This window comes from Paenibacillus sp. 79R4 (assembly GCF_013393165.1).
GTDB lineage: Bacteria > Bacillota > Bacilli > Paenibacillales > Paenibacillaceae > Fontibacillus.
The window spans coordinates 21867-47485 of record NZ_QJOT01000007.1 but is presented as its reverse complement, the minus strand read 5'-3'; the positions used below and the strand labels follow the sequence as shown (position 1 = coordinate 47485).

Sequence of the window (25619 nt, the reverse complement as noted above, 5' to 3'; positions counted from 1 at the left end):
CATGTCCTCCTGTTCAATGAAAAGCAGGACGTTAGTAGCGAACCTATCCATCCTGCATTCACATTAGTTACCCCTTAGAATTTTAGTTTGAACTCGTAAAAGTCTTTCGTAAAAAAGGCTTTTGTTTTGTTGTCCTGATACCACTTGGCATACCATTCTTCAATATTTTTTCCATCGTTTTTATCCCACGTGCTTTTGGCATCCTGAAATGCTTGATCAATTGAGTAAGAATGTCCGGATATGACAGCTTTAGTCCAAATATCCCCTATATTTTTAGTCGCATTGTTAAACGATGTTTGTAGTTGCCCTGGCATGGCCGGAATATGTTCCGGGTGCGTAAAGTCAGGCATCGGATGCTTCTCGTCTAAATAGATCTCGTACGCCTGCTTCATAAGCTCCAGGTATTGCTTCTCAATCGGGTCATTTGGATTCAACGATGCCTGGAACTGTCCGCAAGAACCTTCTACAATCGGCGAAAATAGCATCGTATAGGCTGCCGTATATTTAATCTTCGGATCGGTTTTTTCTTTATCGATGAACTGTTGGCAGCCATTCTCACCTTCCTTCCAGTCTTCACCCTTGATTCCATATTTCAAAGTCTGGCCTGTTTCCTTGGATGCCATAAAATCAACATACTCCATAACCGCTTCCGGATGGTTGGCATTTGCATTGATCATGCCGGTAATTTGAACCGGGTTGGACAAGATCGGGCTGAACTGCCCGAATACAGTCGCAGGAAGCGGAATGACTTGTAGCTCCGCATTCGGATCGGCTTTTTTCAGGGCTTTAAATGTTTCAATATCGGATTGATGCACACTCGTACCCCACATCCCGATTTTTCCGGCGATCATTTCCTGCGCATACAGTCCCATGTATCCGGATCCCTTTTTCGTTAAATAATCTTTGTCGATTAACCCTTCATCATATAATTGCTTCTTGAACGCAGCAGCCGCTTTGGCCCTTTCCCAATCCCAGACCATCTTGTCATCGGAAATCGTCCAGCCTACGTTGCCGAACATACTGTCGAGGACCTGGATGGACCGGGAACCCATATCAAGCGCAATGGTATCTTTTTTACCGTTGCCGTCCGGATCCTGATCGCGAAATGCTTTTAAGACGAGGATAAGCTCTTCTGGCGTTTGAGGTACGGAAAGGTTCAGCTTTTTGAGCCAATCCGATCTGACCATCAACACATTATGCGGTCGCAAACCGTTAATCCGTCCGAACCCGTACATTTTCCCATCAGGCATCGTAGCTGCTTTCTTTAATGCAGGATATTGTTCGAGCAGCTCTTTGTAAGTCGTACTATATTTCTCAATGAATTCGTCGACAGGCAGAATTAATTTTTGATCATATAATTGATTGCGGAACGCGCCGCTAAATTCCTGAATCAGATCAGGAGCGGAGTCCGAGGCGAACAATGTATTGAATTTTTGAACGGACTCTGTTCTCGGTATACCGATGACTTTAATCTGGGCCGGGCCGTTCTCGGACATCCAGGTCACCCATCTATTCTTCTCAATCGTTCCTTCTTCCGGAGGTGTATTGCCTGCATCGTACGCAGAGATTGTAATCTGTGGCTTCGATTTATCGCCCTTGGTGCTTCCGCTGCCGTTCTGATCCCCTTTAGCGCACCCTGCAACGATGATCGCAAGCATACCGACGATGGCAATTTTCCATACGATCTTCCTTTTCATTTGCTTACCTTGACCTCCTATTTTTTTCTTCTCAAAACATCACGCTAATCTTATCCCTTTATTGCGCCGATCAACACCCCCTTCACGAAATGCTTTTGAAGAAGCGGATACACGACGATCATCGGGATTAACATCACGGTCATTCCCGCGGAGCGAATCGATTCCGGCGTCAACATTTGCCTATCCGCTTCCTGTAAATTTTGAAGCTCGTTCATCAGACTCGATTGTGCAACCATCTGCTGAATGAGAACGGAAAGATTATACTTACTTGAATCATTAATATAGATGAGTACATTCATGAACGAGTTCCAGTGACTCACCCCGTAAAATAAAGCCAGGGTCGCTAATACGGGAGCGGATAACGGCAGCACGATTTGAACCGCTAATCTCCATTCACCACATCCATCCATCCGGGCCGAATCTAGCAATTCCTCAGGAACGTTCTCAAAGAATGTTTTCATAATCAGCATATTGTAAGCGCTGACAAGACTGGGAAGCCAGATTGCCCAATAAGAATCGATCAACCCGAGCGACTTCACTAATAAATAACTAGGTATAATCCCCCCGGAGAACAGCATCGTGAAGATGATCAACATCGTCATGAAACGCCGCCCGATAAAATACCTCTTCGATAACGGGTACGCCGCTAATATCGTAAAAAGCATATTTAGTGCCACACCGACGCTGGTAATGATCAGGCTGTTCACAAAAGCATCGGGCACACGCGTTCCTTTCAACAAAGCGTTGTAGGAGTCAAAGCTGAATTCTACAGGCCATATAAACACTTTGCCGGCCAAAATCGCGTGATTGCTGCTGAACGACAGCGATACGATATGAAGAAGAGGAACTAATGCGGTTAACGCCCATAGCCCCAAAAATAATGCATTGAATCCGTAAAATATTTTTTCGCTTGGTGTAGGTCTCATTCCTGTGTACCCCCTCGTGAATTCAGAACAACCCTTGGTCAAATTTGCGGGCTATCGTATTGGCCGTCAGTACAAGGACTAGACCGATAACCGACTCGAAAAGTCCGACCGCCGCCGTAAAACTAAATTGGCCCCCCTGAAGTCCCACGCGGTACACAAACGTCGAAATGACATCGCCCACCTCGGAAACGGCCGGATTGGACAACATATACACCTTATCGAACCCGACATCGATCAGCTTACCCATTTGCAGAATGAACATCACGATAATCGTGGAGCGAATCCCCGGCAGCGTAATGTGCCACACTTGTCTCCACTTTGGTGCTCCGTCTATAGCGGCTGCTTCATATAAAGAAGGACTGAGCGAGGATAATGCAGCCAAGTAAATGATGGCGGAGAATCCGGCTTCCTGCCAAATGCCTGAGCCGAAATAGATGGCTAGCCAGCTCGGGATTTTATATAAGAAAGGAAACGGTTCCTCCATGCCCATCACTGCATGCAGAAACCCATTCATCGCTCCGCTGGAGGAAAATATCGTTACAATTACACCGGTGATGATAACCATCGATAAAAAATGCGGCAAATACACCAAGGTTTGTACGACCTTTTTGTACCATCTTCTACGAATCTCGTTTAACAGGATGGCGAGTAGGATGGGAAAAGGAAACCCGATTACAAAGCCAAGTATGCTGATTAATAACGTGTTGCGGAACACCCTCATAAAGTCCGGGCTGCTCCACAGCATTTCGAAATAGGTAAATCCGGCCCATGGGCTGTTCCAGATGCCTTCACGGAGATTGTAATCCTTGAAAGCAATGATGATCCCCCCAATCGGTATATATTTGAATACGATGAAGTAGATCAATACAGGTAGGAACAAGATCCAAAGGGGAATATTCGATTTCCATAATTTCCTTCGCTCCGTGTTTGTAGGGATGTGTTTTTTCTCTGCCACGGCTGCCATTTTCATTTTGTTAACCCCTTCATTTTCATTTTGCTTGCCCATTTATGCAGGATCGTTGGTTGAAGTGTCCCCAATATAACGGAGAACCGCGTTCTGGCACAATATACACCTTTTTTCTCAATAGATCCGACGTAAAAAAAGGCTCTACTCCGGCCTTCCGAAGCCATCTTCGAAAGTAGAGTGAAGCCTAATGTACCTTTTTTTACTGTATAGACTGATCCGTAAATACGCTTGTAGGGACCGTGTTCATGGAATTTCTGACGATATTTTCCTGTATTCCCCAGGCGTAAGTCCTGTCGACTTTTTGAAAACACGGATAAATGAAATCGTATGCTGGTACCCAACCTGACCCGCGATGCTTTGAACCGTATCTCGGGTTTCTTTGAGCAGCTGCTTCGCCCTCTCGACTCTTGCCATGACAAGGTAATCCATCATATTCATTCCGATCTCTTCTTTGAAAATCCTGCTCATAAAGCTAGGGTTGATTTGAAACAGATCCCCAATTCCTGTCATGGAAAGATCCGTATCATCATAATGCTCATCCAAGAAAGCTTTAATTTTATAGATCAAAGCTGTTTGAGAATCCTCTTCCTTACGTTTGTTCATTGCATCAAAGATGGCGGTCAATTGTGCATAGAAATACGGATACAGCTCGGCCTCCGTCTCTAGTGGCTCCAAACCCTCATTTAGGGAGTCTAATCCTCTCTTCCAAATCGCCTTGAGATCGGAGGCCGTCTCGCTCATTTCTCGATCCATGGAGAACAAAATGAGCTTCAACAGGTTAAGAACGCTATCTTTGGACAGGCTGGCTTCCGACGTCTGCTGTACAAACTCTTGAATTTTTATCGTCCATCCAGAATCCCCCTGCCGAAAGGTTTGGGCGATACTACGAAGGGATTGCGGCTGTACGATCAGTTCCTCTTCCTTCAGATGCTGAATATGATCCGCGGAGATGATTCGATTGCTACCGAACTTGAACTTCATTTTGACGGCGTGTATAGCCGTCTTATAGGAGTCAGCAATTTCATGGATTTCCTGTGCTAACGAGCCGATACCGATGGTAATGGTCATATCTAGGTTTCCTTGTATCCATTCGCATACCTCTTGCGTAATCACTTCAACTTTAGAGCTCGGATTGCCTGATTGAAACAAAACAACCATATGGTTTCCCTGTATCCATTCTGTCCATACCCGAACGTGATGCTCCTCCGCGACCTCTTGGCATACGCGTAAAATGGCGTATTTCAATAAAAATTGATCACGCTTATTATATCGCGCCATAAAGCTGGAATAACGATCGATTTCAACCAAAGCAACACGTGCTTGATCATGTTGTTCAAACAGGGTTGCGATGAACTCATCGTCTCTATTGACGATATTGCCTTCAAGCAGATCTAGAAGCAGCTTGGTATTGCGATATTTTATATTTTCCTTCCGCAGCAGCTGTTGACCATCGAATTGATCGATCAGTTGGTCGATGGCCTCTTCAATAAAATCGAAATCGTTTCTTTTCTCGCCTCCAAGCAGCTCTATGCTTTTTTGCGATTTAAAGCGCTCCAAACGATCTGTCAACGCTTCGATCGGTTTGTAGTTTTTGCGGGTGATCGCATAAATCCAATATGCGCCGAATGCGATGACAAGCAGCCACAAACCGTAACAAACATAAAAAATAGTCGAACTGAAGCCATATACCTTCGAGTTGTTTACCGAACTATACATACGCCATCCCGTATATTCCGAAGAGACCGAAAAGGAATGGATTTTTTTCGCCTCGGCCGCATCTTCACGCTCTCCAAATGAAGCAATAGAAACATTCGCTTTATCTACAAAGTCAAGATGACTGTATTGGGCGTTAGCCATTTGCTCGATCATCGATTCAATCGCATATGGACGAACATTGACGACGATAAGCCCTTGTCCACCGGAAATGGTCGGGACTTTGCTGGTCAGCGTCAATACGTTGCGGGTCACGGTTTCGTTCGAATATGCATTTATTTCCGAGACTTTTCGTAAATCGGACCATTTCGACTTGGAATGATGATGAATGACATCGATCAGAAAGTCTCGATCCGGGAATTGATCGATCGAAATTCGTTCATCTCTCGTCAACACGATTTGATCTCTGAAACGGTACAAATATAGCGAGTCGATCAGCGGCGTGGCGTGAATAATATTTCGAATTCGTTCACTCATTTCAATCGAATCCAAATATTTGTTCGTTTCCTTCGCAGGATCGAAAAATTTATCAAAGGTCACGCTGTTAAGTATTTCTTTGACGATTAATTGATCGATGGAACGCAGCGAGTCATCAACGCTTTGAAGCATTTGCTTCGTTGCTACCTCATTTACCCGGTTAGCTTCATTCCCAATCGTTAATCGTACCGTCATAATGGAAATGAGTACAACGATGGAGGAAGCTACGACGAATATCGGAAGATATGACAAAAGCAATCGGTAAAACCATTGTTTTCGCATCCTGACGCACCTTTCCATATGTAGTCGAAATATACGCATATCGCCCTTGTGGGGAAATCCTTATTCTTCCTATATGGTAAAAGTAGCACACCTTAGGTGTGCTTGATAAGAAATTTATTTTATATCATTTATCATCCGATATTGGTAGCTACCTTCAAGAAATCATACTGTTGTGCAAACTGTCGGATTTGCAACCGCTCCTCCATAGACAATTGCTGGATCGGTTTTCTCGGCGCTCCGACTTCAATGCCTTGTAAATGCAAGACTTCCCTTTCAAAAGCGATGAAATCGTACTTTATCAGCTCCGCGATCACACTATTCGCTTTGGCTTGCAATGCACGGGCCGCTATCAAATCCCCAATTTGGAATGTACGGTACAGCTCGATGAATAATTTCGGCATGATGTTATATGTACTCCCAATAGCACCGCAGCAGCCAAGCGCCAACCCCGCCAACAAGCACTCATCCGGTCCGTTAAACACGCGAAATTGGGGACCACAGGCTTCAATCAATTGCTGAAGCTCGAACGTATCCTTGGATGTAAATTTGACCCCAATTATGTTCTCTACCTTGGAGAGCTCCTCATAAAACCGTACGGTCGATTGTACCCCCGTCATCGCAGGAAAATGGTAAATAATGAGCGGAATGTCGGCAGCTGCAGCAATATCGAGATAATGCCCTCGCACTTGCTCTTGACCATGCTTGTAATAAAACGGCGCTACTGATGATACTGCATCTGCACCGGATCGTGCAGCGTGCTTCGTAAGCTCGATGCAGGTAGCCGTGTCCATCGCTCCAACATGCGCGATAACAGGTACAACGCCTTGAACCTCGTCTACTACGATTTCGAGAAACGACTCGCGTTCACGTGCCGTCTGAAGAAACCCTTCACCCGTGCTTCCGCTTAAATAAAAGCCGTCCACCTGATTATCCAGCAGATGACGAACAAGCTTGCGTGTGGCTGACTCGCTGATCCTGCCCTCATGATCATAAGGCGTAATCAGCGCCGGAATAATTCCTTTAAATTGCTCTAATGTCAACATTTCGGGTTCACCTATATCCTTTCAATTTTCGGTTTATTGGGTCGCTGAGTAACACTGCCCGCAATTAACAACGTTTTGAGGCTTTCCATCCAGAAAAGATCGCACATTATCCACAGCTATATCCAGCAGTCTGCCACGGGCTTCCCTTGTTGCCCAAGCGATATGCGGGGTAATGATACAATTGGGTGCATGAAGCAACGGATTTTCTGATGCAGGAGGCTCCGTGGAAAGTACATCAAGCGCAGCTCCGGCAATTCTTCGCTCATTCAATGCATGAGCAAGATCGATCTCGTTCACCAGCTTCCCACGGGCGACGTTAATGAGAAACGCGTTAGGCTTCATCAAACCTAAATGTGTTTTATTAATCATGAATTCTGTCTCTGCCGTCAGTGGACAATGCAGGCTGATGACGTCTGAATCGCGGAAGAGCTGATCCCTGGCAACCCATCGAAAGCCGTCAAAAGGAACTTCTCGATCGGTTTCCTTTTTTCCATTCATAGCGATTACTTTCATCCCAATTGCATGAGCGATTCGAGCAGTCTGCATGCCTATCCGCCCCGCGCCGATAATCCCCATCGTTTTACCAGCCAGTTCAACTAACGGCGTGTCCCAATAACACCAATCCGGGTTTGCCGACCATGCCCCCTGTCGTACAGATCTTGCATGTTGTCCGACCTGATGGCAGAGCTCAAACAATTGGGCAAAAACAAATTGAGCGACAGAATCGGTTCCATAGCTTGGCACATTTGTGACAACCACTTGTTGGGAGGTTGACGCTTTTACATCAATCACATCGTAGCCTGTTGCAAGGACGCCGATATATTGTAAATCCGGCAGTTGCTGCATCGTAGCTGCACACAGGGGTGTCTTGTTGGTCAGCAGCAGCTGCGCTCCTTGAGCGCGCTCCAGAATCTTATCATCAGAGGTACGATCAAATATAATTACTTCACCCAGTTTGATTAATTCATCCCAACTCAAATCGCCGGGATTTAGTCGATATCCGTCCAGCACGACGATTTTCATATTGGATTTCCTCCCATCGATATTAAAAAGTCCCTTGAAACCTCAAGTACTTATCCGTTTCGTCGCTCTTCGTATGTCTTCCTTATTCTACTTTCGCGTTTTTGATATAATAATAGTATCTGGAATAGGAGGTGCAACCGCATGTATCCGGAGTATTTATTCGAATATCCTAATATGAACGCCAGCTTCCCTTTCTATATGAAACGAAAGCTGCAGTGGAAGACACCTTCTCACCGGCACGATTTCGTAGAACTGACCTTGGTGCTTAACGGTCAAGGGACAGAAACCATTAATGGTGCCATGCATGACATGATACCCGGCATCATGGTACTGCTGCTTCCCTACCAAGTACATGAAATCGTCTCCCATCCAAACGATCCGCTCGATTTATATATTTGCAACTTCCCCTTGGATGTCATCTTGGAGCTTGGAGAATTAGATCCCTCATTACATGAAGTCCTGTTAGGCAATGCCACCGACGCAAGGAATACTTTCGTTCATTTTGAAGGGCGCCTGTTAGATGAAATGCAGCAAATCTTCACTATGATTTGGAATGAATACGGGAAGCCGGTGCCATTTGCAACGGTGATGTTAAAAGCGAATCTGCAGCGGGTTTTAACCCAGTTTGCAAGAAGCAGCCTACAGGCTATAACGGATATATCAACCTCTGTATCGTCCCAAATTTCACCATCCCAAGTTCGCTCGGTTTGGCCTATCATTCGTTATATTCACGAACATTACCTGGAGCCTCTAAATCTTACGGATTTATCCGAAAGGTTTGGCTTTCATCCCTCATCTCTTAGCGAATTGTTTGCCCGCCAATATGGCATTCACTTCATAGACCTGCTTCACGAGCTTCGTGTCCGCCACGCATGCTCGTTGTTGCATGCTACAGAGATGCAAATCGCAGACATTGCCGAGGAATCTGGTTTCGGCTCCTACTCCAGCTTTGCTCGGATTTTCCGGAAAACCAAGGGAGTATCTCCCAAAGCGTACCGGATATCTCATCATCGTACAGGGAGACGAAAGAAATAATAAATGCCATCGGTTGTTAAGCACCTACAGCAGAAGATGATTGAGATTCAGATTCTCACTGTTTGTTTGCAGGAGGTCCTTATTTATTTTAATGACGACGCGTTTCGTCTCCATGCCACCTGTGCGGCTGCAAGCTGGCCGGTGAAGGTCGTTAGGGAAATAAATAACGAACATACCTGGCTTTAACAGCAATTCGAATTCATTCTCGACCTTTTTGTACAAGGCATAATCCCTGTCGGACAATTGATCCTCGACCGGGACGTTCAGCTCGGATTGTCTGGCAACGACATGAATCTCTTCGCCTGTCACAACCATTTGAACGTCGATATACTTGGCATGATGCTCCGATTTTCGTTCCTGCGGAAGCACGGTATTAGCTTGTTGAATCATAAACAACATGTCATCCCCAAGAAGGCTATACGTCCCGATGCCAGCATTCTCCAAATTTGCCGTACGCAAGTAATCCATCGCAATACGCAAAATCGGGGCATATGCCCACTTCTCTTCCTCCCATTTACTCAAATCGCTAAGAATCATCATGATTCCCTCCTTCTTCTTACCATTCTCCCGCGGAGCCGAACCTTTCCTTCACATTCAAGCCAAATTGTCTACCTGACGCATCGATCCCCGCTAGCAGTTCCTCCACCGTCATTCCTGCTGCACTGCGTGCCGCCGGTATCACCGTGCTGCATTCATTGCTGTCCATATACACCGAAGCCTCCAATAATCGGGCTTCATCTTCCTTCGGAATGACCATAAAACCATGCTTGTCAGCATGAATAAGCTGGCCTGGCTGAACTTTGCATCCAAATACCTCGACCTCGATCCCCCAGCGAACCGGTGTACTGAATGCATGACCGACGCATGTTCTCCGGGCTATGGCTTTGAAGCCAGCGTTGTTCATTTCATCGATATCTCGGATCGCTCCGTCCGTGATGGTGCCTACACAGCCCAATGCGCGATGGATGTTGCTGTTCACCTCGCCCCAGAACGCGCCGATCACACGTGGTTTATCCAGATCCTGCACGACGACGATCTTTGGTCCGGGCACGCTGGCCACATACTTGCGATATTCGCTCCATGCATTCGGATGATTCTTGGGGTGATCCGGATTACTCGGTTCAAATTGCACCGTAACCGCATAGCCGACCATAGGCCCCATATGCGGCATGAAGTCATGGCTTTCCTCAAGATTAAAACCCTGCGTAATATCATTCTGCGTGATCACCTCCCACCCGTTATAAACCGTGGGCGTATTCCAACGCTTTAACTTCAGCAGATCCGCATAAGATAGTGTCATCTCGAATTCATCCTCTCTTGCTCGAATTGAATTCTATTATAAGCGGTGCGTAGTAGAAAGAACTGGCACTTTTTCGTCGGAACCTCTCAGAATTTCGGTTGAGCCTTCGGTTTTGATTTATATATATATGCAGACACGAAATACGCAAAAAAAGAGATTGAAATGGTCATCTGCATTTCAATCTCTAATAAAATTGTAAATATGCGAGTATTCAAAACGTTTTAAAAGGCATCACGGCTGCGCTCCGTACAGCTCCAGCACCCGGTAAATCGCATCCGTGCCGAACCCAATCGCTTCTATGGGAATACGTTCATCCGCCGCATGAATCAGTTGGGTAAACTGCATGTCCTTGGGCAGCGGCATGGGCAGGAAACCATAGGTTTGGATACCGAGCTTCGCAAACAATCTTCCGTCCGTTCCTCCAGGCAGCAGCAGCGGCACTGGAACGGCCTCCTTATCCGCTTCTTTCAGCACATCGGATAGCAAACGGAACATCCCCATGTCGGGCGCTGCGGCGCATGGATCATGGCGCAGCACCTCCAGCCCGATCGAATCAGGAATCGCGAATCGGCGCAGCTCGTCCATAAATTGCTGCGGAGTGACGCCCGGCAGCGTTCGGCCGTCCAGCTCGACCGTAATTTCGCTTGGATGGACGTTGATTTTCTCGCCGCCGCGAACGACGGTCGCACTGACTGTATTACGCAGAAGCGGGGCGAACGCCCCGCACTTTTCCCCGAGCAGCTTCAGGACGATACCGCCTAGTCGGGGGCGCAGCAGCCCTCTCAGCAGCAGCGCCGGCAGCAGCGGCAGCGCGTCGGCCATGCCTTCAATCACCAACCGGGCCGCCGGTGCCGCATGTATCGGCAGTTTATTCCTGCTAAGCGATTGAAGCATGTTTCCCAATTGCGCCATACAGTCGGCTCCCGGCTCGCCCATGGAGCCGTGCCCTCCGTCTCCTCTAATCGTCGCTTTGAGCCAACATAGCTGCTTCTCCGCCACCATAATCGGATAAAAAGTTTTCCCCAGCGCATGAAACGCGAAGCCGCCAAATTCGCCGATTGCAAACTTTACACCCGCGAAATAATCGGCATGTCGATCTACCAGAAAGGAAGCCCCGTATTCGCCACCTGCTTCCTCGTCGCTAACAATCGCCAGAATGAGATCGCCACGCAGCGGCAGCTTGTGGACATGCGCTCGGAGGAAAGCTGATACGAGCATCGCCACGCCGCCTTTCATATCAAGAGCGCCCCGCCCCCAGACGAAACCGCCCTCGATGTCGCCCCCGAACGGGTCGCGGCTCCAGGCTTGCTTGCCTGTGCCAACGACGTCGACATGCCCGTACAGCAGCAGCGGTGGTGCCTCCCCGCTGCCCTTTATCCTGGCCAGCAGATTGGGCCGGGTTGGATCAAGCGCATAGGTTCGCGTCTCAATGCCCACATCCTCAAGCAGTTGCCGGATATACATAATGCATGCTGCTTCCTCGCCTGGCGGATTTGTTGTATTGAAGCGGATTAATGCCTGCAAAATTTCCACGGGAGATGGCATCTCCGTAGACCGCTTGACTCCATCTTGTTCCGATTCGTCATTGGCCAGCCGCATACCCATGACCCCACACCTTTCTATAAGAGGTTGTTCAAAAAGTCGCTTTTGATCAGAAAACCCATCGAGGCAAATTCAAGGCTGAGCGACCGCGATTCAGAGGTAGGTTTTCTTGCGATATAGAATTTCATCATCTAACCATAGCGTTTTGAAAAAACGCACATCGAAAACATAAGCTTCGGTACTGAAAACCGTCTTTTTGAACACGCACTATAATAAACTGCCCGAGTATGGCCGATCGGCAGTAGAAACGCCCGGCAAGCCGTTCAGGCCGAATTCAACCTGCAGGCTGGCCAGCCGCTGCTCCCGTTCTTCGGCGGGCGTGCCTTTGGTGCGAAACACCGAATTCAGCATCGCCACCGCTTGCCGAACATGCGTCTCCGCCACGGGCTCTCCCGTTTCCCGCAGCCGCTCGACCAACAGCTGCAAGCTGCGGTAAGGCACAACGACGCCTTGTTCATATTCGACCGCGTTCCAGTTGCGGTTGCGGAGGCAAGTGGCGATAGCCAGACAACGATTCATCAGCTCAATCGAATAAGCATCTGATTGCTGGCTTGCAGCAATCAGATAGGCCCCATCCTCCTTGTCATCAACCGCAAATACTCGCAGTCCGTCCGATCGAGCCAACCGTTTCAATACATTGCCCGGACCCAGTTCCACGGCGGTGGCAATGCCAATGCTCATCTGAAATGCCAGGACCGCCGGCCAATTGACAGGGTCCGTTAATCCCCTTGACAGCATCCCGGCAATCTCCGCCGTATTCCCGTAAGGAAGACCCGTCAAGGAGGAAACGACGGGAAAATCCAATTTTCCAAACGATACGCGGCTTAGTACTTCGGCAAACCGCTCCGCCGCCGGCGCCATCAGCGGGCTATGGAACGGCGCACTTACCTGCAGCGGAATAACCGTGGCCCCGTGAACGGACAGTCTTTCGGACGCCTCATGGACGGCCTCTTGATGGCCTGAAATCACCGTTTGCCGCTCTGAATTTATATTCGATACCACCACAATATGGCTTCCATCGGCGCAGCCTGCGCTGATCTCCAAGCATACTTTGGCCACATGATCAGGACTAGGCCCATTCACGGCGGCCATCGCGCCGAGCCCCGCAGCAGCGGCCCCTTGCATCAGCTCGCCACGGCAGCGTACAAGCCGGAGCGCATCCGGGTACGTTATCGCCCCCGCGCAGGTTAAAGCGGTAATCTCGCCCAGGCTATGGCCGGCAGCCATCGCAGGGAGGTATCCCCATTCCCGGCTGTAGAGGCGGTACATTGCCATGCCCAGCGCAAGAATAGCAGGCTGGGCATTTTCCGTCCGCGTCAGTTCTGTCAACGGTCCTTCATACATCAGGCTGTCAAGGCGCATGCCGAGCGCTTCATTCGCTTCCTCCAGCGTCGCTTTGACAACCGCATGCCGAGCGCTCAGCGCTTTTCCCATTCCCACGCGCTGCGAGCCCTGACCGGGAAACCATATCGCATGTTTGTTCAGCATCTTCCATCACGCTCCTCAAGGTCAGATCGGGGCAGGCGACTCGGTCAGCATTTTGTTTATCACCGCTACAACATCGCCTTCCCGCTCATGCAGGAAAAAATGTCCGCCTTCAAACAGCATTAGCTCGCAGCCCCCTGTCGCATAATGCCCCCATTCCTCAAGCGGTCCTATGATGCAGTCGTCATCCTTGCCGCTTAAGACGGCAAGCCGGAGCGGAAGCGGCGGGCGTACCCGATGCTCGTACTCGCCAACAAGCTTGAAGTCGGCTCTTAGAATCGGCATAAACATATCGAGCAGTTCCTGATGCCGGAACAGCCCGTCAGGCATGCCGCCGAGCCGCTTCAATGCCTCGAGAAATTCGTCATCCGGGAGCATATAGGTCACGCGGATCTCCTCCTGCTCGCAATGCGGCGCCCCTCTGCCGGAGAGGAAGACTGCCGCAGGCAGCGGAAATCCTTCCTCCCGCAGCGCATGCAGTATCTCATACCCCAGCAGGCTGCCCATGCTATGGCCAAATAAAGCATAAGAATCGGAGCCAAGCGCTGTCTCCCGCACCAGTGGCAGCAAATCCCGCACAGCTTCGGTCACGTTCGCATAGAACGGTTCGCCTATGCGACTTCCCCTGCCCGCCAGTTCGGCCGGCACCAGACGCACGCCAGGATGCAGCTGATTTATCCAGCGCTTGTACACTTGTGCAGAGCCTCCTGCATATGGCAAACAGATTAAAGATATCGTCATAACGCCCACCTCCGGGTAACCTGTTGACGCAATCCGCCTTACACACCATCCGCAAGCGTAGCCCAGAACGCTTTTTCCTTCGCAAACAAGGCATCCGCGAGCGCCAGTTCTCTGTCGCGTTCGAAGTCCCCTGTTACAAATCGGTCTTTCACCCGATCCCAACCGTCCCCCACCGCGCCAAGTTGACCGGACAGCGACTCATACAGCGACTCACCGATCAGCCTTTTTTCCCGCAAGGAACGGAGCAAGGACATGTTAGCGATATGACGGTTGCAGATGATGTTGACGCCGACAAGGCCATAGGTGAGATGCGCTTGCTTCTTGTCTGGGTCAGAATCTACATTCCACATGCCCTCCATGGAGAACTGGTCAAGCTCCCTCGCCAGCCGCCTCGCATTATCGACTACCTCATCCAGCTTCAACTCGTAGGGCTGAACCTTGTCCTGCAGGTTGTATACGTAGAAGGCAGGCCCCAAATAGTCCGGGTTCACGTTGTATTCCGAATTGCCATACGCCTTGAGCAGCCTTTCCTCCGGCACCTCGTGCTCCTCGTAGCCCGCAAGCGTATCGTCAATGACGTAAAAGATGCCGCGCTCCTGGTCGTATCCGTTAAATAGCGAATAATGATACCAATGGAACCTTTTCCAGGCCATACTGCCGGGCAGCCAATCATACAGGTCGACGTTTACACTTAAGTTGCGTCCGCCCTTCAGCATCGCCCTGATTTCCTCCAGCACCGTCTCCTTGCTGCGGAAATGCCCGGGCTCAATATAGCGGATCACCTGCGCCAACGGGAATCTAGCAGGGTCGTCTAAATAATACAGCGTATCGATTGTCGGATAGCGGAAGTCCTTATCCGTCGCTGCCTCCCACGGATAGTAACGATAAATATTCAAATACGCCGCATCCCTGTAGCTGGGTTCCTCCGACACCGCAATGGAAAAAGCCTGGTTGAGCATGCAATTCATCCAAAACTCGTTAAACGGTTTCCTTTCCATCGACAACTTCATCGTTCGCCGCCTCCTTAGGCTCAGAATGTGGGTTCAGCTAAGCTTGCTTGCCGCAAGCACAGCACCGATTTTTTTCTTTGCTCCGTCTTCAACCAGCGCGCGCAAAATCGCCGTATAATCCTCCGCCAGCGCCCGGACGGTCTCTTCAGCGAAAAGACTTGTCGCATATTCCAGCGCAAAGCCGATCCTGCCGTCCCGCTCCGCCGCTTCAAGCGTTAAATCAAATTTACTGACGCCCGGATCGAATTCCTTGGGGTCGAATTCAATGCCGCCCGAACGGTAAGCGGCGCGATCGATATTTTGCAAAATAAACATCGTATCGAATAGCGGATTGCGGCTGCGATCCTGCTCAATACCCAGCTTCTGCACCAAATCCTCGAACGGATAATTCTGGTGCTCCAGCGCCCGCAATACATCCTCATGCAGCTCGGACAAATAATCGCCAACTGTACGGTAGGATTCGGGGAAGCTGCGAATCGCGACCGTATTGACGAACATACCAAGGAGACCTTCCAATTGCGCATGATTGCGACCCGCTACCGGCGTGCCGATAATGATATCCTCCATGCCGCTCCATTTGCTCAGCAGCATCGAATAAGCCCCGAGCAACACCGTATACAACGTCGTGCCGCGCTCGCGCGCAAACGCCTTGACCTTGAGCGTCAGCTCCTCATCCAGCCTGAAGATGATCAGACCGCCCTGGAAATTTTGCAGTTCCGGCCTAGGCAAGGCCGCCTTGAGCGCAAGCTTTGGCAGCTCCCCTTCGAACGCCTCCAGCCAGTAGCGCTCATGCTCCATGTATGCCTCGCTGCTCATTTGCTCTTCTGGCCATACCGCGTAATCCCGGTACTGAATATCCAGCTCCGGCAGCTCGCCGCCGCCATACCAAGCAGTCAGTTCCTGCAGCAGGACGCTGACGGAGACGCCATCGGTAATAATATGATGAAAGTCCAGCAGCAGCAGATGGCGCTCCTCGCCAAGCGGAATCAATCCGGCCCGGAACAGTGGAAGATGACCCAGATCAAACGGACGGATAAATCGCTCCATCAGCGCGCTGATACCGCCGAACAATCCTTCGTCTCCCCCTTCCGCAAGCAGCTTGCCGGCTGCCATTCTCAGCCTGGCGCCTCGCTCCAGCGTAAATACCGGCTGCGCATGCACGCGCTGGCGGAACTCGTCCTCCTCGTGATGAAATGTCGTTCTGAGCGATTCATGGCGGCGTATAATCCCAAGAAAAGCTTCCTCCAGCCGCCCCACATCAAGCTTGCCGTGCATGTGCACGGCGAACGGCACATGGTACATCGTTGCCTCGCCCGAGATCAGCCCCATCATAAGTTGGCGGCGCTGCGCCCTCGACATCGGGTAATACTCGCGCTCCGGCTGCCTTGGAATACGAGCGGCCGCCACGGTTCCGCTCGTGTCCAGAAGGGCTGCTAAACCTTCAAGCGTAGGATTCATAAAAATATCGCGCAGCGGCATTTGGACGCCAAAGCGTTCTGCAATCCGGCTGACCATGCCCGCTGCCTTCAGGGAATGACCCCCCAGCTCGAAAAAGCTGTCCCTGGCGCTAATCGCATCCGTACCGAGCAGCTCCTTCCAAATCTCCACCAGCTTGCGCTCGGTATCCGTCGAAAGCGGAACAAGCTCGCGTATGCCAGCGTTGGCCGTTCCCGGCTTCGGTAGCGCCCTTCTGTCAATTTTGCCCGTTGGCGTAAGCGGAATTGTATCCAGAATAACCATGAAGGCAGGAACCATATAAGAAGGCAGCTTGTTCCCGAGATATTCACGCAATTGCACGGTCAGCCGACCGGAAGGCTCGGTGCCGTCCTGCTCTGCTTCCACCGCCGCGGGGTTGTGTTTGACGATATATGCGCAAAGCGCATACTCCCCATCCTCCTCCTGAAACGCAGTGACAACCGTTTCCTTTACCTGCTCATGGCGAAGCAGCAACTGCTCGATCTCACCGATTTCAATCCGGTGACCCCTGATTTTCACCTGGAAATCGCGGCGTCCTGCATAAGCAAGCTCCCCATTTCCAAGCCTGCGCCCAAGGTCGCCCGTACGATACATGCGTCCGCCCGGCATATGCGGATTCGGCACAAAAGCGATATCCCATTCGGGATGGCTGAGATACCCACGCCCGACGCCCGGCCCGCCGATGCAAATTTCACCCGTCACACCTGTCGGCTGCAGCTTCAGTCCTTCGTCAAGCACCATCATAACGGAACCTTCGATCGGAGTGCCGATCGAAATGTCCTCGCCTTCGGTCACTTCCCGGATTGAAGTCCACACCGTCGTCTCCGTTGGACCGTACAAATTAAACAATCTGGCTCCAGTGGCGGCGCGCAGCTTGTCGAGTATATCGGCCGTCAGCGGCTCTGCCCCGATCATCAAAATACGCAGCTGCCGCAAACCGTCCGTTTCGCCTCGCTGGTTCATCCACCATTTGAAGCGCGATGGCGTAATTTGCAGCACATCGATGCCATGCGTGTCGATCAGGCCTTGCAGCAGGGCGGCATCGCCCCGCTCCTCTTCGCTCGCAAGCACAATCCGCATCCCCAGCGTGAGCGGAAGCAGATTTTCAACGACAAAAATATCAAAGGATACCGAGGCCATCGCCAGGATGCTCTGGCCCATCTCGAACGGAATCCGGTCTCGGAAGCCACTGATGAAATGCGCCAGCCCGCGATGCTCGATCATCACTCCTTTGGGACGTCCGGTCGAACCCGACGTATACAGCACATAAGCCAGATGATCCGGCTGGTGAACCTGCTCCGGATTGTCCCTGTCCGCCGCATACAGCTCCGGATCATCCAGATACCACTCGGCAACAGCTCTCGTTGCGACTCCTGCATAGGCTTTTTCCGTCAGCAGAAGCGCTTCGCCGCAATCCTCAAGCATCCAGTCGATTCTCTCCTTGGGGTAAGCGGGATCAATGGCGACGTATGCGCCTCCGGCTTTCAGAACACCCAAAATGCCGACAAGCAGCTGCGGGCTGCGGGACGCCATCAGCGCAACAATTCGCTCGGGCCCAATCCCCTTCGCCCGTAAGGAATGGGCAAGCCGGTTCGCGCGTTCGTTCAGCTCGGCGTAAGTCACTGTCTCCGCACCAAATTGAATCGCCGCCATATCCGGCGTGCGCGCCGCCTGGCACTCCACTTCCTGAACCAGACCCGTCCATTTCGCCGTTGCTTGCGCGGAAGCCGCAGCCGCGTCTGCTTGCCGGTTCGTCATGCCTTCCCCAACTCGAATTTCCATCCTCCCCCTGCTCCTCTCTTTACTCGCGGTCTGTACCGTCATGCCTCCTCCAGCCAACGATGCCAGCAATTGCTCGCGTTCGCTTACACTCATCAGCTCAAGCTCACCCACCGTGCGATCATACGCTCTGCACATCTCCTGAACGAGTACGACATAGCTCTTCGCCATGCGCCGTGCGGTTTCCTCATGAAATAAATCCGTTGCGTATTCCAGTTGAAGCTCGATTTCCGCTTCCCGCTCCACCGCTTCCAGAGTCAAATCGAACTTGCTTGTCCCCGTCTCGAACGGTATTTCGCCAAAAACAAGTCCGCCTGCTTCCATCGCCACCCGGTCCATATTTTGCAAGACAAACATAACGTCAAACAATGGATTGCGGCTTCTGTCCGTATCGACCTTCAGCCCTTCAACCAGCTCCTCGAAAGGATACGTCTGGTGCGAAAGCGCCTCTACGACATGGTGATGAAGCTCCGCTATATAGGCCCGTACCGTCTTGTCTCTTGCCGGCCTGGTTCGCAGCGCCAGCGTGTTGACGAACATGCCGATCATGCCATGTGTATCGGCATGCTCTCTGCCGGCAGCGGGGGTGCCTACAATCACTTCGTCCTGTCCGCTGTATTTGGCCAGCAGCGCGGCAAATGCACCCAACAGCACCGTATACATCGTCGTTTTTGCTTCCCGCGCCAGCTTTTGCACCTCCCTCGTTATCTGCGCATCCAGCCGGAACGTATGGCGGTGGCCCTTATAGCTCGGAAGAGAGGGACGCGGGCGATCCGTCGGCAGCTCCAGTACAGAAAGCTTGCCTGCAAAGAGCTCCATCCAGTACCGTTCATGCTCCGCATAAGCGGCATTTGCATATCCGGCTTCCTGCCACACCGCATAATCGCTGTATTGCACGCGCGGCTCCGGCAGCGCTTGTCCGGCATACAGCTGCGACAGCTCATTCACCAGCAAACCGGAGGATACGCCGTCGGTAATAATATGGTGAATATCCAGCAGCAGCAGATGATCTCCTTCATGCAGTCGCAACAGCGCCGCCCGCAGCAACGGCAGCTTATCCAGATAGAACGGGCGCTGGAAAACCTTCATCAACCTCGTCACCTCGGTACCATCCATTGGCGCTTCCAGCAGCGCATCATCTCCGGTCAACGCTGCAAGGTCCAGTTCCTCCAACTTAAACGGATACGGCGGATGGATCATTTGCCTGAACTCATCCTTTGACATATGAAAGGTCGTCCGCAAGCTTTCGTGGCGACCAATCAGGGCTGTAAACGCGTCTTCCAGCCGCGCTGTATCCAGCTTGCCCCGCAAGCGGAGCGCGAACGGCACATGATACATAGCTGCGTCTCCGGCCAGCATCTGCATCATATATTGGCGGCGCTGGGCGCGCGACATCGGATACCACTCGCGGTGTTCCGCCCTTGGAATCGGCCCGGCCGCCACAGCGGCACTGTCCCGTTCCTTCAGCCAAGCGGCCATTTCCGCGATAGAAGTAAGCTCGAATATCAGGCTGAGCGGAACCAGACTGCCCGTCGCCTGCTGCAGCTTGCCCGCCAGCACGGCAGCCTTCAAGGAATGACCGCCAAGCTCGAAAAAGTCGTCGTAAATACCGATTGGCCCGACCGTATCGCCCAGCACTTCCTCCCAAATGGCGGCGACGCGCTCTTCCATTTCATCTCGCGGCGGCTCCGGCTTTCCTTGCTCCCGAAGCCCGGATTCCGGCTCAGGCAAGGCGCGCCGATCCACTTTCCCGTTCGGCGTCAGCGGTATCGCTTCAATCGCTGCGATATAGGTCGGAATCATCGCTTCCGGCAGCTTGTCTTTCAGCTTTCTTCGCCATTCCCGCGAAGGGAGCTTGTCCGAAGCGACCACATACGCGCACAATTCCTTGTCGCCGTTTGCCCGCCCGCGAATGAGCACAACCGCATCCTCCACCTCGGGAAGGGAAATCAATTGCGAGCGAACCTCATTCATTTCAATCCGCACGCCTCTGATTTTCACCTGCTGGTCGGCCCGCTCCACATACATCGCGTTACCGTCCGGCAGCCACTTTGCGATATCGCCGGTCCGATACATGAAGTGACCCTCGCGATAGGGATGCGGTAAAAATCGCTCGGCCGTCAAATCCGGTCTGTTGAGATAACCGTCGGCAAGGCCGCTGCCGGCAATATACAGCTCGCCGGCGGCACCGGTCGGGGCAAGCTGGCCGCCATAGCCGAATATATAAATCTCAACATTGTGCATCGGCCCGCCTATCGGCACATAACCACCGCGATAAGCGCCCGGTTTGTAGGTGTACATATTGGAGCACACCGTCGCTTCCGTCGGACCGTAACCGTTAATAATCCGAATCCCGGGATTAAGCTTCGTATATAACTCCAGCGTTTCGTCTTTGATCGGCTCTACCCCAACGAGCATTTTGTCCAACGCAATCGTGGAAGGCGATTGCTCCAGCTGCCGCGCAACCTCTTTCAGCAAAGACGGCGGCAAATAAGCGAAAGTAATCTGCTCTTTGGCAATCACCTCGGCAATTCGCCCGGGATCCAGCCATTTCGGCTCCGGGTAAAGCACCGTGCAAGCTCCGAACATAAGCGGCATAAACAGCTCTGCTACACTGACGTCAAACGAAATATTAGTCAGGCTGAGGCATCTGTCTCCCTCGCCGTATTGCTCCTCGAAAAATGTACGGAGCGAATGTCCGAAATTGTAAAAGCTGCGATGCGGCACAACAACGCCCTTCGGCTGACCCGTAGAACCGGAGGTATAGATGACATACATCGGATCTGCGGCGTCCTGCGGCCATGCGTCGGCGGCATCGTCTCCTTCGGAGAACAGTGTCTCATCCGCCAGGTCCAGCACCTGGAAGGAGACTGGCATGACAGCCGCGGCTCCGGAACTTGTGCCGTCCGCAAACACCAGCTTCGCGCCGCTGTCCTTCAGCATATAGTGAATGCGCTCCTCAGGGTAATGCGGATCTATAGGCATATAAGCGCCTCCGGCCTTCATAACGGCAAGCATAGCAGTCAGCATAGGGATGGAACGCTTCGCCATGATGCCGACTACGCTGCCGCGTCCCACCCCTTTGGCGCGCAAGGTGATCGCCAGCGCATCTGTGCGGCGATCCAGCTCCCGATAGGTCATGGATTCACCGCCGCATGATACAGCCGGCAGGTCGGGAACAGCCAGCGCCTGTTGCTTGAAACAATCATGCAGACAGCGCGGCGGAGGAAAGTTCGCTGCGCGTCTTCCCAGCGCCATCAGATACAGGCGCTCCTCCTCCGTCAGCATCTCCGCTGTGCCGAGCGCAGCGTCGGGACGATCCGTCAAGCTGCGCAGCAGCTGCACATAATGCCGCATGAATTGTTCTACTGTGGCGCGGCGAAATAAATCGGCACTATATTCTACAACAAGCCGCAATTCCGCCCCACTCTCTACGGCCTGAATCATCAAATCGTATTTGGCTGTGCCATGCTCAAAGCGCCGGTGGCGATACGACAGCCCCTTCGATGAAGCGTTGGGAATACCCAGGTTTTGCATAATGAACATCGTATCAAACAGCGGACTCCGGCTGGCATCCCTCCTATCCATCCATTGCACGAGATCCTCAAATGGATAATCGGCATGGGCGTAAGCTCCGGTCGCCATCTCTTTCACTTCGGACAAAAAAGCTTTGAACGGCTTGTCCGCGCGCGGATGAGCCCGCAGTGCCAGCGTGCCGGTAAACATCCCCGCGATCGCTTCCAGCTCGCGCCGGTTTCGTCCCGCAATCGGCGTGCCGACGACAATGTCCTCGGCCCCTGTATAGTGGGCGAGGAAAGTGTAATAAGCCGATAGCAGCACCATAAACGGAGTCGTGCCCGATTCGGCCGCAAGGTTGCGTACAGCCGCCGTTAAACCTGCCTCGACGTACACGTCAAACGTTTCCCCGCGATGGCCTTTGACCGGCGGACGCCGAGCATCGGTTGGAAGCATAAGCAGCGGCCATTCCCCCCGGCATTTCTCGCGCCAATACCTTTCGGCATTTGCGGAGTGCGGCCTGCTCTCCTGCCATGCCGCATAATCCTTGTATTGCAGCGTCAGAGGCGGCAATGAACCGCCCTGATATAAAGTCATCAGGTCGGATAAAAGAATGCCCGCCGACATCCCGTCGGATGCAATATGATGCATATCAAGAAACAGCACATGGCGCTCCGGCCCCAATCTCAGCAAGGCTGCGCGCAGCAGCGGAGCCATATCCAGCTGGAACGGCCGGAACAAGCTTTGCAGCACACCGTCCGCTTCCGCTTCACCAATCTCCATGCGAACCAGGCGGAAAGGAATAGCGGCGTGAATACGCTGCCTGATCTCTCCGTCAATGACGTGGAAGGTGGTGCGAAGCGTCTCGTGACGCTCCACGATGGCTTGCAAGACGGCCTCCAGCCGATCTGCATCAATTGCCCCATCCAAGTACAACAATTCGGGCAAATTGTAGCTGCGATCATCCGGCAGCGCCTGCTGTTGCAAGTACATGCGTTTCTGCGGCGACGAAACCGGATAATGCTCCTGCGGAGCCGCCTTTGGAATCGGCTCCAATATATCCCCGAACAAAGCGTCGGATGCTTGGCTGGTCAGCGGTCCGACAGGCCCGCCAGACGCCTCTGCTCCGTCACATTCGCCGGACGCCGCTTGTCCTTCATGCCGGCCGTTGGCCTCGATTCCGCCGTTCCCAATGTCCTCCACTTGTTCATCAGGCCGGAAGTCCGTTCTTGGCGCTGTCGCCGCGCCGCTCTCCCTGAGCCGCCGCTCGATCAGCGCCGTGAACGAAGGCAGATCGGGATGTCCCAGTAAATCCGCCGCCTGAATGCGGATGCCCGCATGCTCGCTGAGCCGGTTTGCAATTTTAAGCGCAATAATGGAATCACCGCCCAGCTCATAAAACCCGGCCTTTGCGGGCAATTCATCATAACCGAGCAGTCCCCCCCAGGCATCTGCTACATGCTGCTCCCACTCCAGCCCGGAGCGCTCCCCGGTTAACACAACGCCGCCGCGGCGTTGACTCACCGTTCCACCGCTCCGTTCCAGCACGGCTTGCCATCTGGCAAACGTCTCGTTCATTTCTTGCTCAAGCTTCTCGGGAATGTCGCCGCCAAGCGTATATCCGCTCCAAGCCGCAAATGGCGTATGAAGTGCTGCTTCGGCGCGCGACTCCTCCACCCAGCAACGATGGGAATCGAACGGGTATGTCGGAAGCGGCAGCCGTTGGCGGCGTTGTCCTTGGTAGATGGACGTCCAGTCGATCTCGTATCCGTCCACATAACGTTGGCCCAGCTCCAGCGCTTTCATTTCCCGTTCATTTGGAACGGATTGCTGTCGTTGCTGGCGCGTATTCCCGGCCGCTGCCAAATCGGCTGTACCAAACATAACGTTCGGCAGCGCAAGGCCGGGAATGCCGCTTTCGACCGCGGCATGCAAAGTCTGAGCAAGCTCATCCCAGCTGCTTACTGCGATCGCCAGGCGATACCGATAGGTCCCCCGGCCAACAGCCAAAGTGTAGCAAAGGTCGGCCAAGCTGCGCCTCTCTTCGTCGCGATGCCCCAGAACCCAATCCCTGATCCTTAGCACAAGCTGCTCCAGCGCCGTCATGCTGTGCGCGGACAAACACACCAGCTCCGTTCTGGCGGAAAGACCCGAAGGCATCGCGGCGGGAGCCTCCTCCAGCACAACATGGCAATTGGTGCCGCTCATGCCGAACGCGCTTACTCCGCATCTTCTTGCTTCGCCGTCCGTCTCCCATGACGTTAATTCGTCATTGACATAAACGGGAGAATCGACAAATGAAATGTTGCGGTTCGGCGAGCGATAATGAAGCGTTGGCGGAAGCTGCTTGTGGACAAGCGACAGGACCGCTTTGAGCAGACCTGCAATACCGGCGGCATGGTCGAGATGACCGATATTTGTTTTCAGCGAACCGATAGCGCAAAATTGCCGTTTATCGGTATATCGGCGGAAGGCCCGCGTCAGCCCATCGATTTCGATCGGATCGCCCAGCGAGGTTCCCGTGCCGTGTGCCTCAATATACGTTACCGTTTCGGGATCAATATTCGCATCCTGCCAGGCGCGGGCGATCACATCCTCCTGCGCGAGGGCGTTTGGAGCGGTAATCCCCACCGAGCCGCCATCCTGATTCATCGCGCTGCCTTTGATGACGGCATATACAGAGTCACCGTCCTCCTGTGCGCGGGACAACGGCTTCAACAGCAGCGCAACCACGCCGTCGCCGATACCCGTTCCGTCCGCCGAGTCGTCGAACGTTCTGGCCCGGTTGTCGCTGGATTCGATACCAAGCCGTATGCCGATATCCAGCGGCAGCACGTTAATTTTGACACTGCCGGCAATCGCCGCCTCGCATTCGCCGCTGCGGATCGATTGGCATGCCAGATGCACCGCCACCAGCGAAGAGGAGCAGGCAGTGTCCACGCTGATCGCAGGTCCGCGCAAATTAAGCAAATACGCAATCCGGCTCGGTATCATGGAGCTCAGATTGCCGGGTGCCGCCATAGACAAGGCGTCCGGGTCCAACGCTTCGACGATTCGCTTGTAATCATGCAGCGCGTCCCCGTTATAGCCGATAAAGACGCCGGTGCGTGAACCATGCAGCGCATTTCCGCCGTACCCCGCATGCTCAAGCGCGCTCCATGCCGTCTGCAAGAAAAGGCGCTGCGCCGGACTCATCAGCGAAGCTTCCTTCGGTGAAAGCCGAAAAAAAGAATAATCAAAACCTGAAATATCTTCGATATACGCCCCGTCAAAAAAGGAAACAGAGCCGTATTGCGCCTCCATACGGCGTAAATACGGCTTCAATTCCTCTTTGCGGGAATCGGGAAACCCGCCTACCAGGTCCTTGCCGCTCCGCAGAAGCTCCCAGAAGGCATCGTGCGATTCTGCACGCGGCAGCTTGGCTGATATTCCGACAATCGCAATATCCTTGTAGGAAACTTTGGAGACGGAGCCCGCACTTCGCCCCTTCCGCCCGGATGTATCTTTTTGGATATTCAGCAAATCCAGTTGAAACATGGCGCCCTTC

The 25619-nt window shown here is 52.5% G+C and carries 14 protein-coding genes; 1 reads left to right on the top strand and 13 read right to left on the bottom strand.

The window, feature by feature from the left end; all coding sequences use genetic code 11:
• Positions 1–74 precede the first annotated feature (74 nt).
• The 6 genes from DMN77_RS11380 to DMN77_RS11355 all read right to left on the bottom strand — a co-directional run bounded on the left by DMN77_RS11380 (position 75) and on the right by DMN77_RS11355 (position 8128).
• The gene (locus DMN77_RS11380; RefSeq protein ID WP_068780049.1) at positions 75–1697 is read right to left on the bottom strand and encodes an extracellular solute-binding protein; all 1623 of its coding nucleotides are present in this window, start codon (positions 1695–1697) and stop codon (positions 75–77) included.
• 50 nt (positions 1698–1747) lie between these two features.
• Entirely contained in the window at positions 1748–2623 is an 876-nt protein-coding gene (locus DMN77_RS11375; RefSeq protein ID WP_068780048.1) for a carbohydrate ABC transporter permease, read from the bottom strand.
• Between the two features lie 22 nt (positions 2624–2645).
• Complete coding sequence (locus DMN77_RS11370; protein ID WP_068780190.1) at positions 2646–3593, bottom strand: ABC transporter permease; 948 nt, start codon at positions 3591–3593, stop codon at positions 2646–2648.
• A gap of 240 nt (positions 3594–3833) precedes the next feature.
• Positions 3834–6062: a helix-turn-helix domain-containing protein gene (locus tag DMN77_RS11365; RefSeq protein ID WP_179015028.1), complete on the bottom strand. Its 2229-nt coding sequence runs from the start codon at positions 6060–6062 to the stop codon at positions 3834–3836.
• A gap of 131 nt (positions 6063–6193) precedes the next feature.
• Positions 6194–7105 (bottom strand): dihydrodipicolinate synthase family protein, encoded by a 912-nt coding sequence (locus tag DMN77_RS11360; protein WP_068780046.1) that lies wholly within the window; start codon positions 7103–7105, stop codon positions 6194–6196.
• 33 nt (positions 7106–7138) lie between these two features.
• On the bottom strand, positions 7139–8128 hold the full coding sequence (locus DMN77_RS11355; protein WP_068780045.1) for a D-2-hydroxyacid dehydrogenase: 990 nt from the start codon (positions 8126–8128) through the stop codon (positions 7139–7141).
• 141 nt (positions 8129–8269) lie between these two features.
• Here DMN77_RS11355 and DMN77_RS11350 point away from each other — a divergent pair, with 141 nt between their 5' ends.
• Positions 8270–9163, top strand: a complete 894-nt coding sequence (locus DMN77_RS11350) for an AraC family transcriptional regulator (RefSeq protein ID WP_068780044.1) — start codon at positions 8270–8272, stop codon at positions 9161–9163.
• Between the two features lie 24 nt (positions 9164–9187).
• Here the strand turns inward: DMN77_RS11350 and DMN77_RS11345 are convergent, their stop codons facing one another.
• The 7 genes from DMN77_RS11345 to DMN77_RS11315 form a co-directional block, all read right to left on the bottom strand.
• Positions 9188–9703: a NanQ anomerase/TabA/YiaL family protein gene (locus tag DMN77_RS11345; RefSeq protein WP_179015026.1), complete on the bottom strand. Its 516-nt coding sequence runs from the start codon at positions 9701–9703 to the stop codon at positions 9188–9190.
• Between the two features lie 16 nt (positions 9704–9719).
• Positions 9720–10463, bottom strand: a complete 744-nt coding sequence (locus DMN77_RS11340) for an RraA family protein (RefSeq protein WP_179015025.1) — start codon at positions 10461–10463, stop codon at positions 9720–9722.
• Positions 10464–10694: 231 nt separating this feature from the next.
• On the bottom strand, positions 10695–12068 hold the full coding sequence (locus DMN77_RS11335) for a M20/M25/M40 family metallo-hydrolase (RefSeq protein ID WP_179015023.1): 1374 nt from the start codon (positions 12066–12068) through the stop codon (positions 10695–10697).
• A 204-nt stretch (positions 12069–12272) separates the two neighbouring features.
• Positions 12273–13553, bottom strand: coding sequence for an ACP S-malonyltransferase (gene fabD, locus DMN77_RS11330; protein ID WP_179015021.1), 1281 nt, complete (start codon positions 13551–13553; stop codon positions 12273–12275).
• Between the two features lie 21 nt (positions 13554–13574).
• On the bottom strand, positions 13575–14291 hold the full coding sequence (locus tag DMN77_RS11325) for a thioesterase II family protein (protein ID WP_179015018.1): 717 nt from the start codon (positions 14289–14291) through the stop codon (positions 13575–13577).
• A 38-nt stretch (positions 14292–14329) separates the two neighbouring features.
• Complete coding sequence (locus DMN77_RS11320; RefSeq protein WP_179015016.1) at positions 14330–15301, bottom strand: cysteine peptidase family C39 domain-containing protein; 972 nt, start codon at positions 15299–15301, stop codon at positions 14330–14332.
• 33 nt (positions 15302–15334) lie between these two features.
• On the bottom strand, positions 15335–25609 hold the full coding sequence (locus DMN77_RS11315) for a non-ribosomal peptide synthetase (protein ID WP_179015014.1): 10275 nt from the start codon (positions 25607–25609) through the stop codon (positions 15335–15337).
• Positions 25610–25619 lie beyond the last annotated feature (10 nt).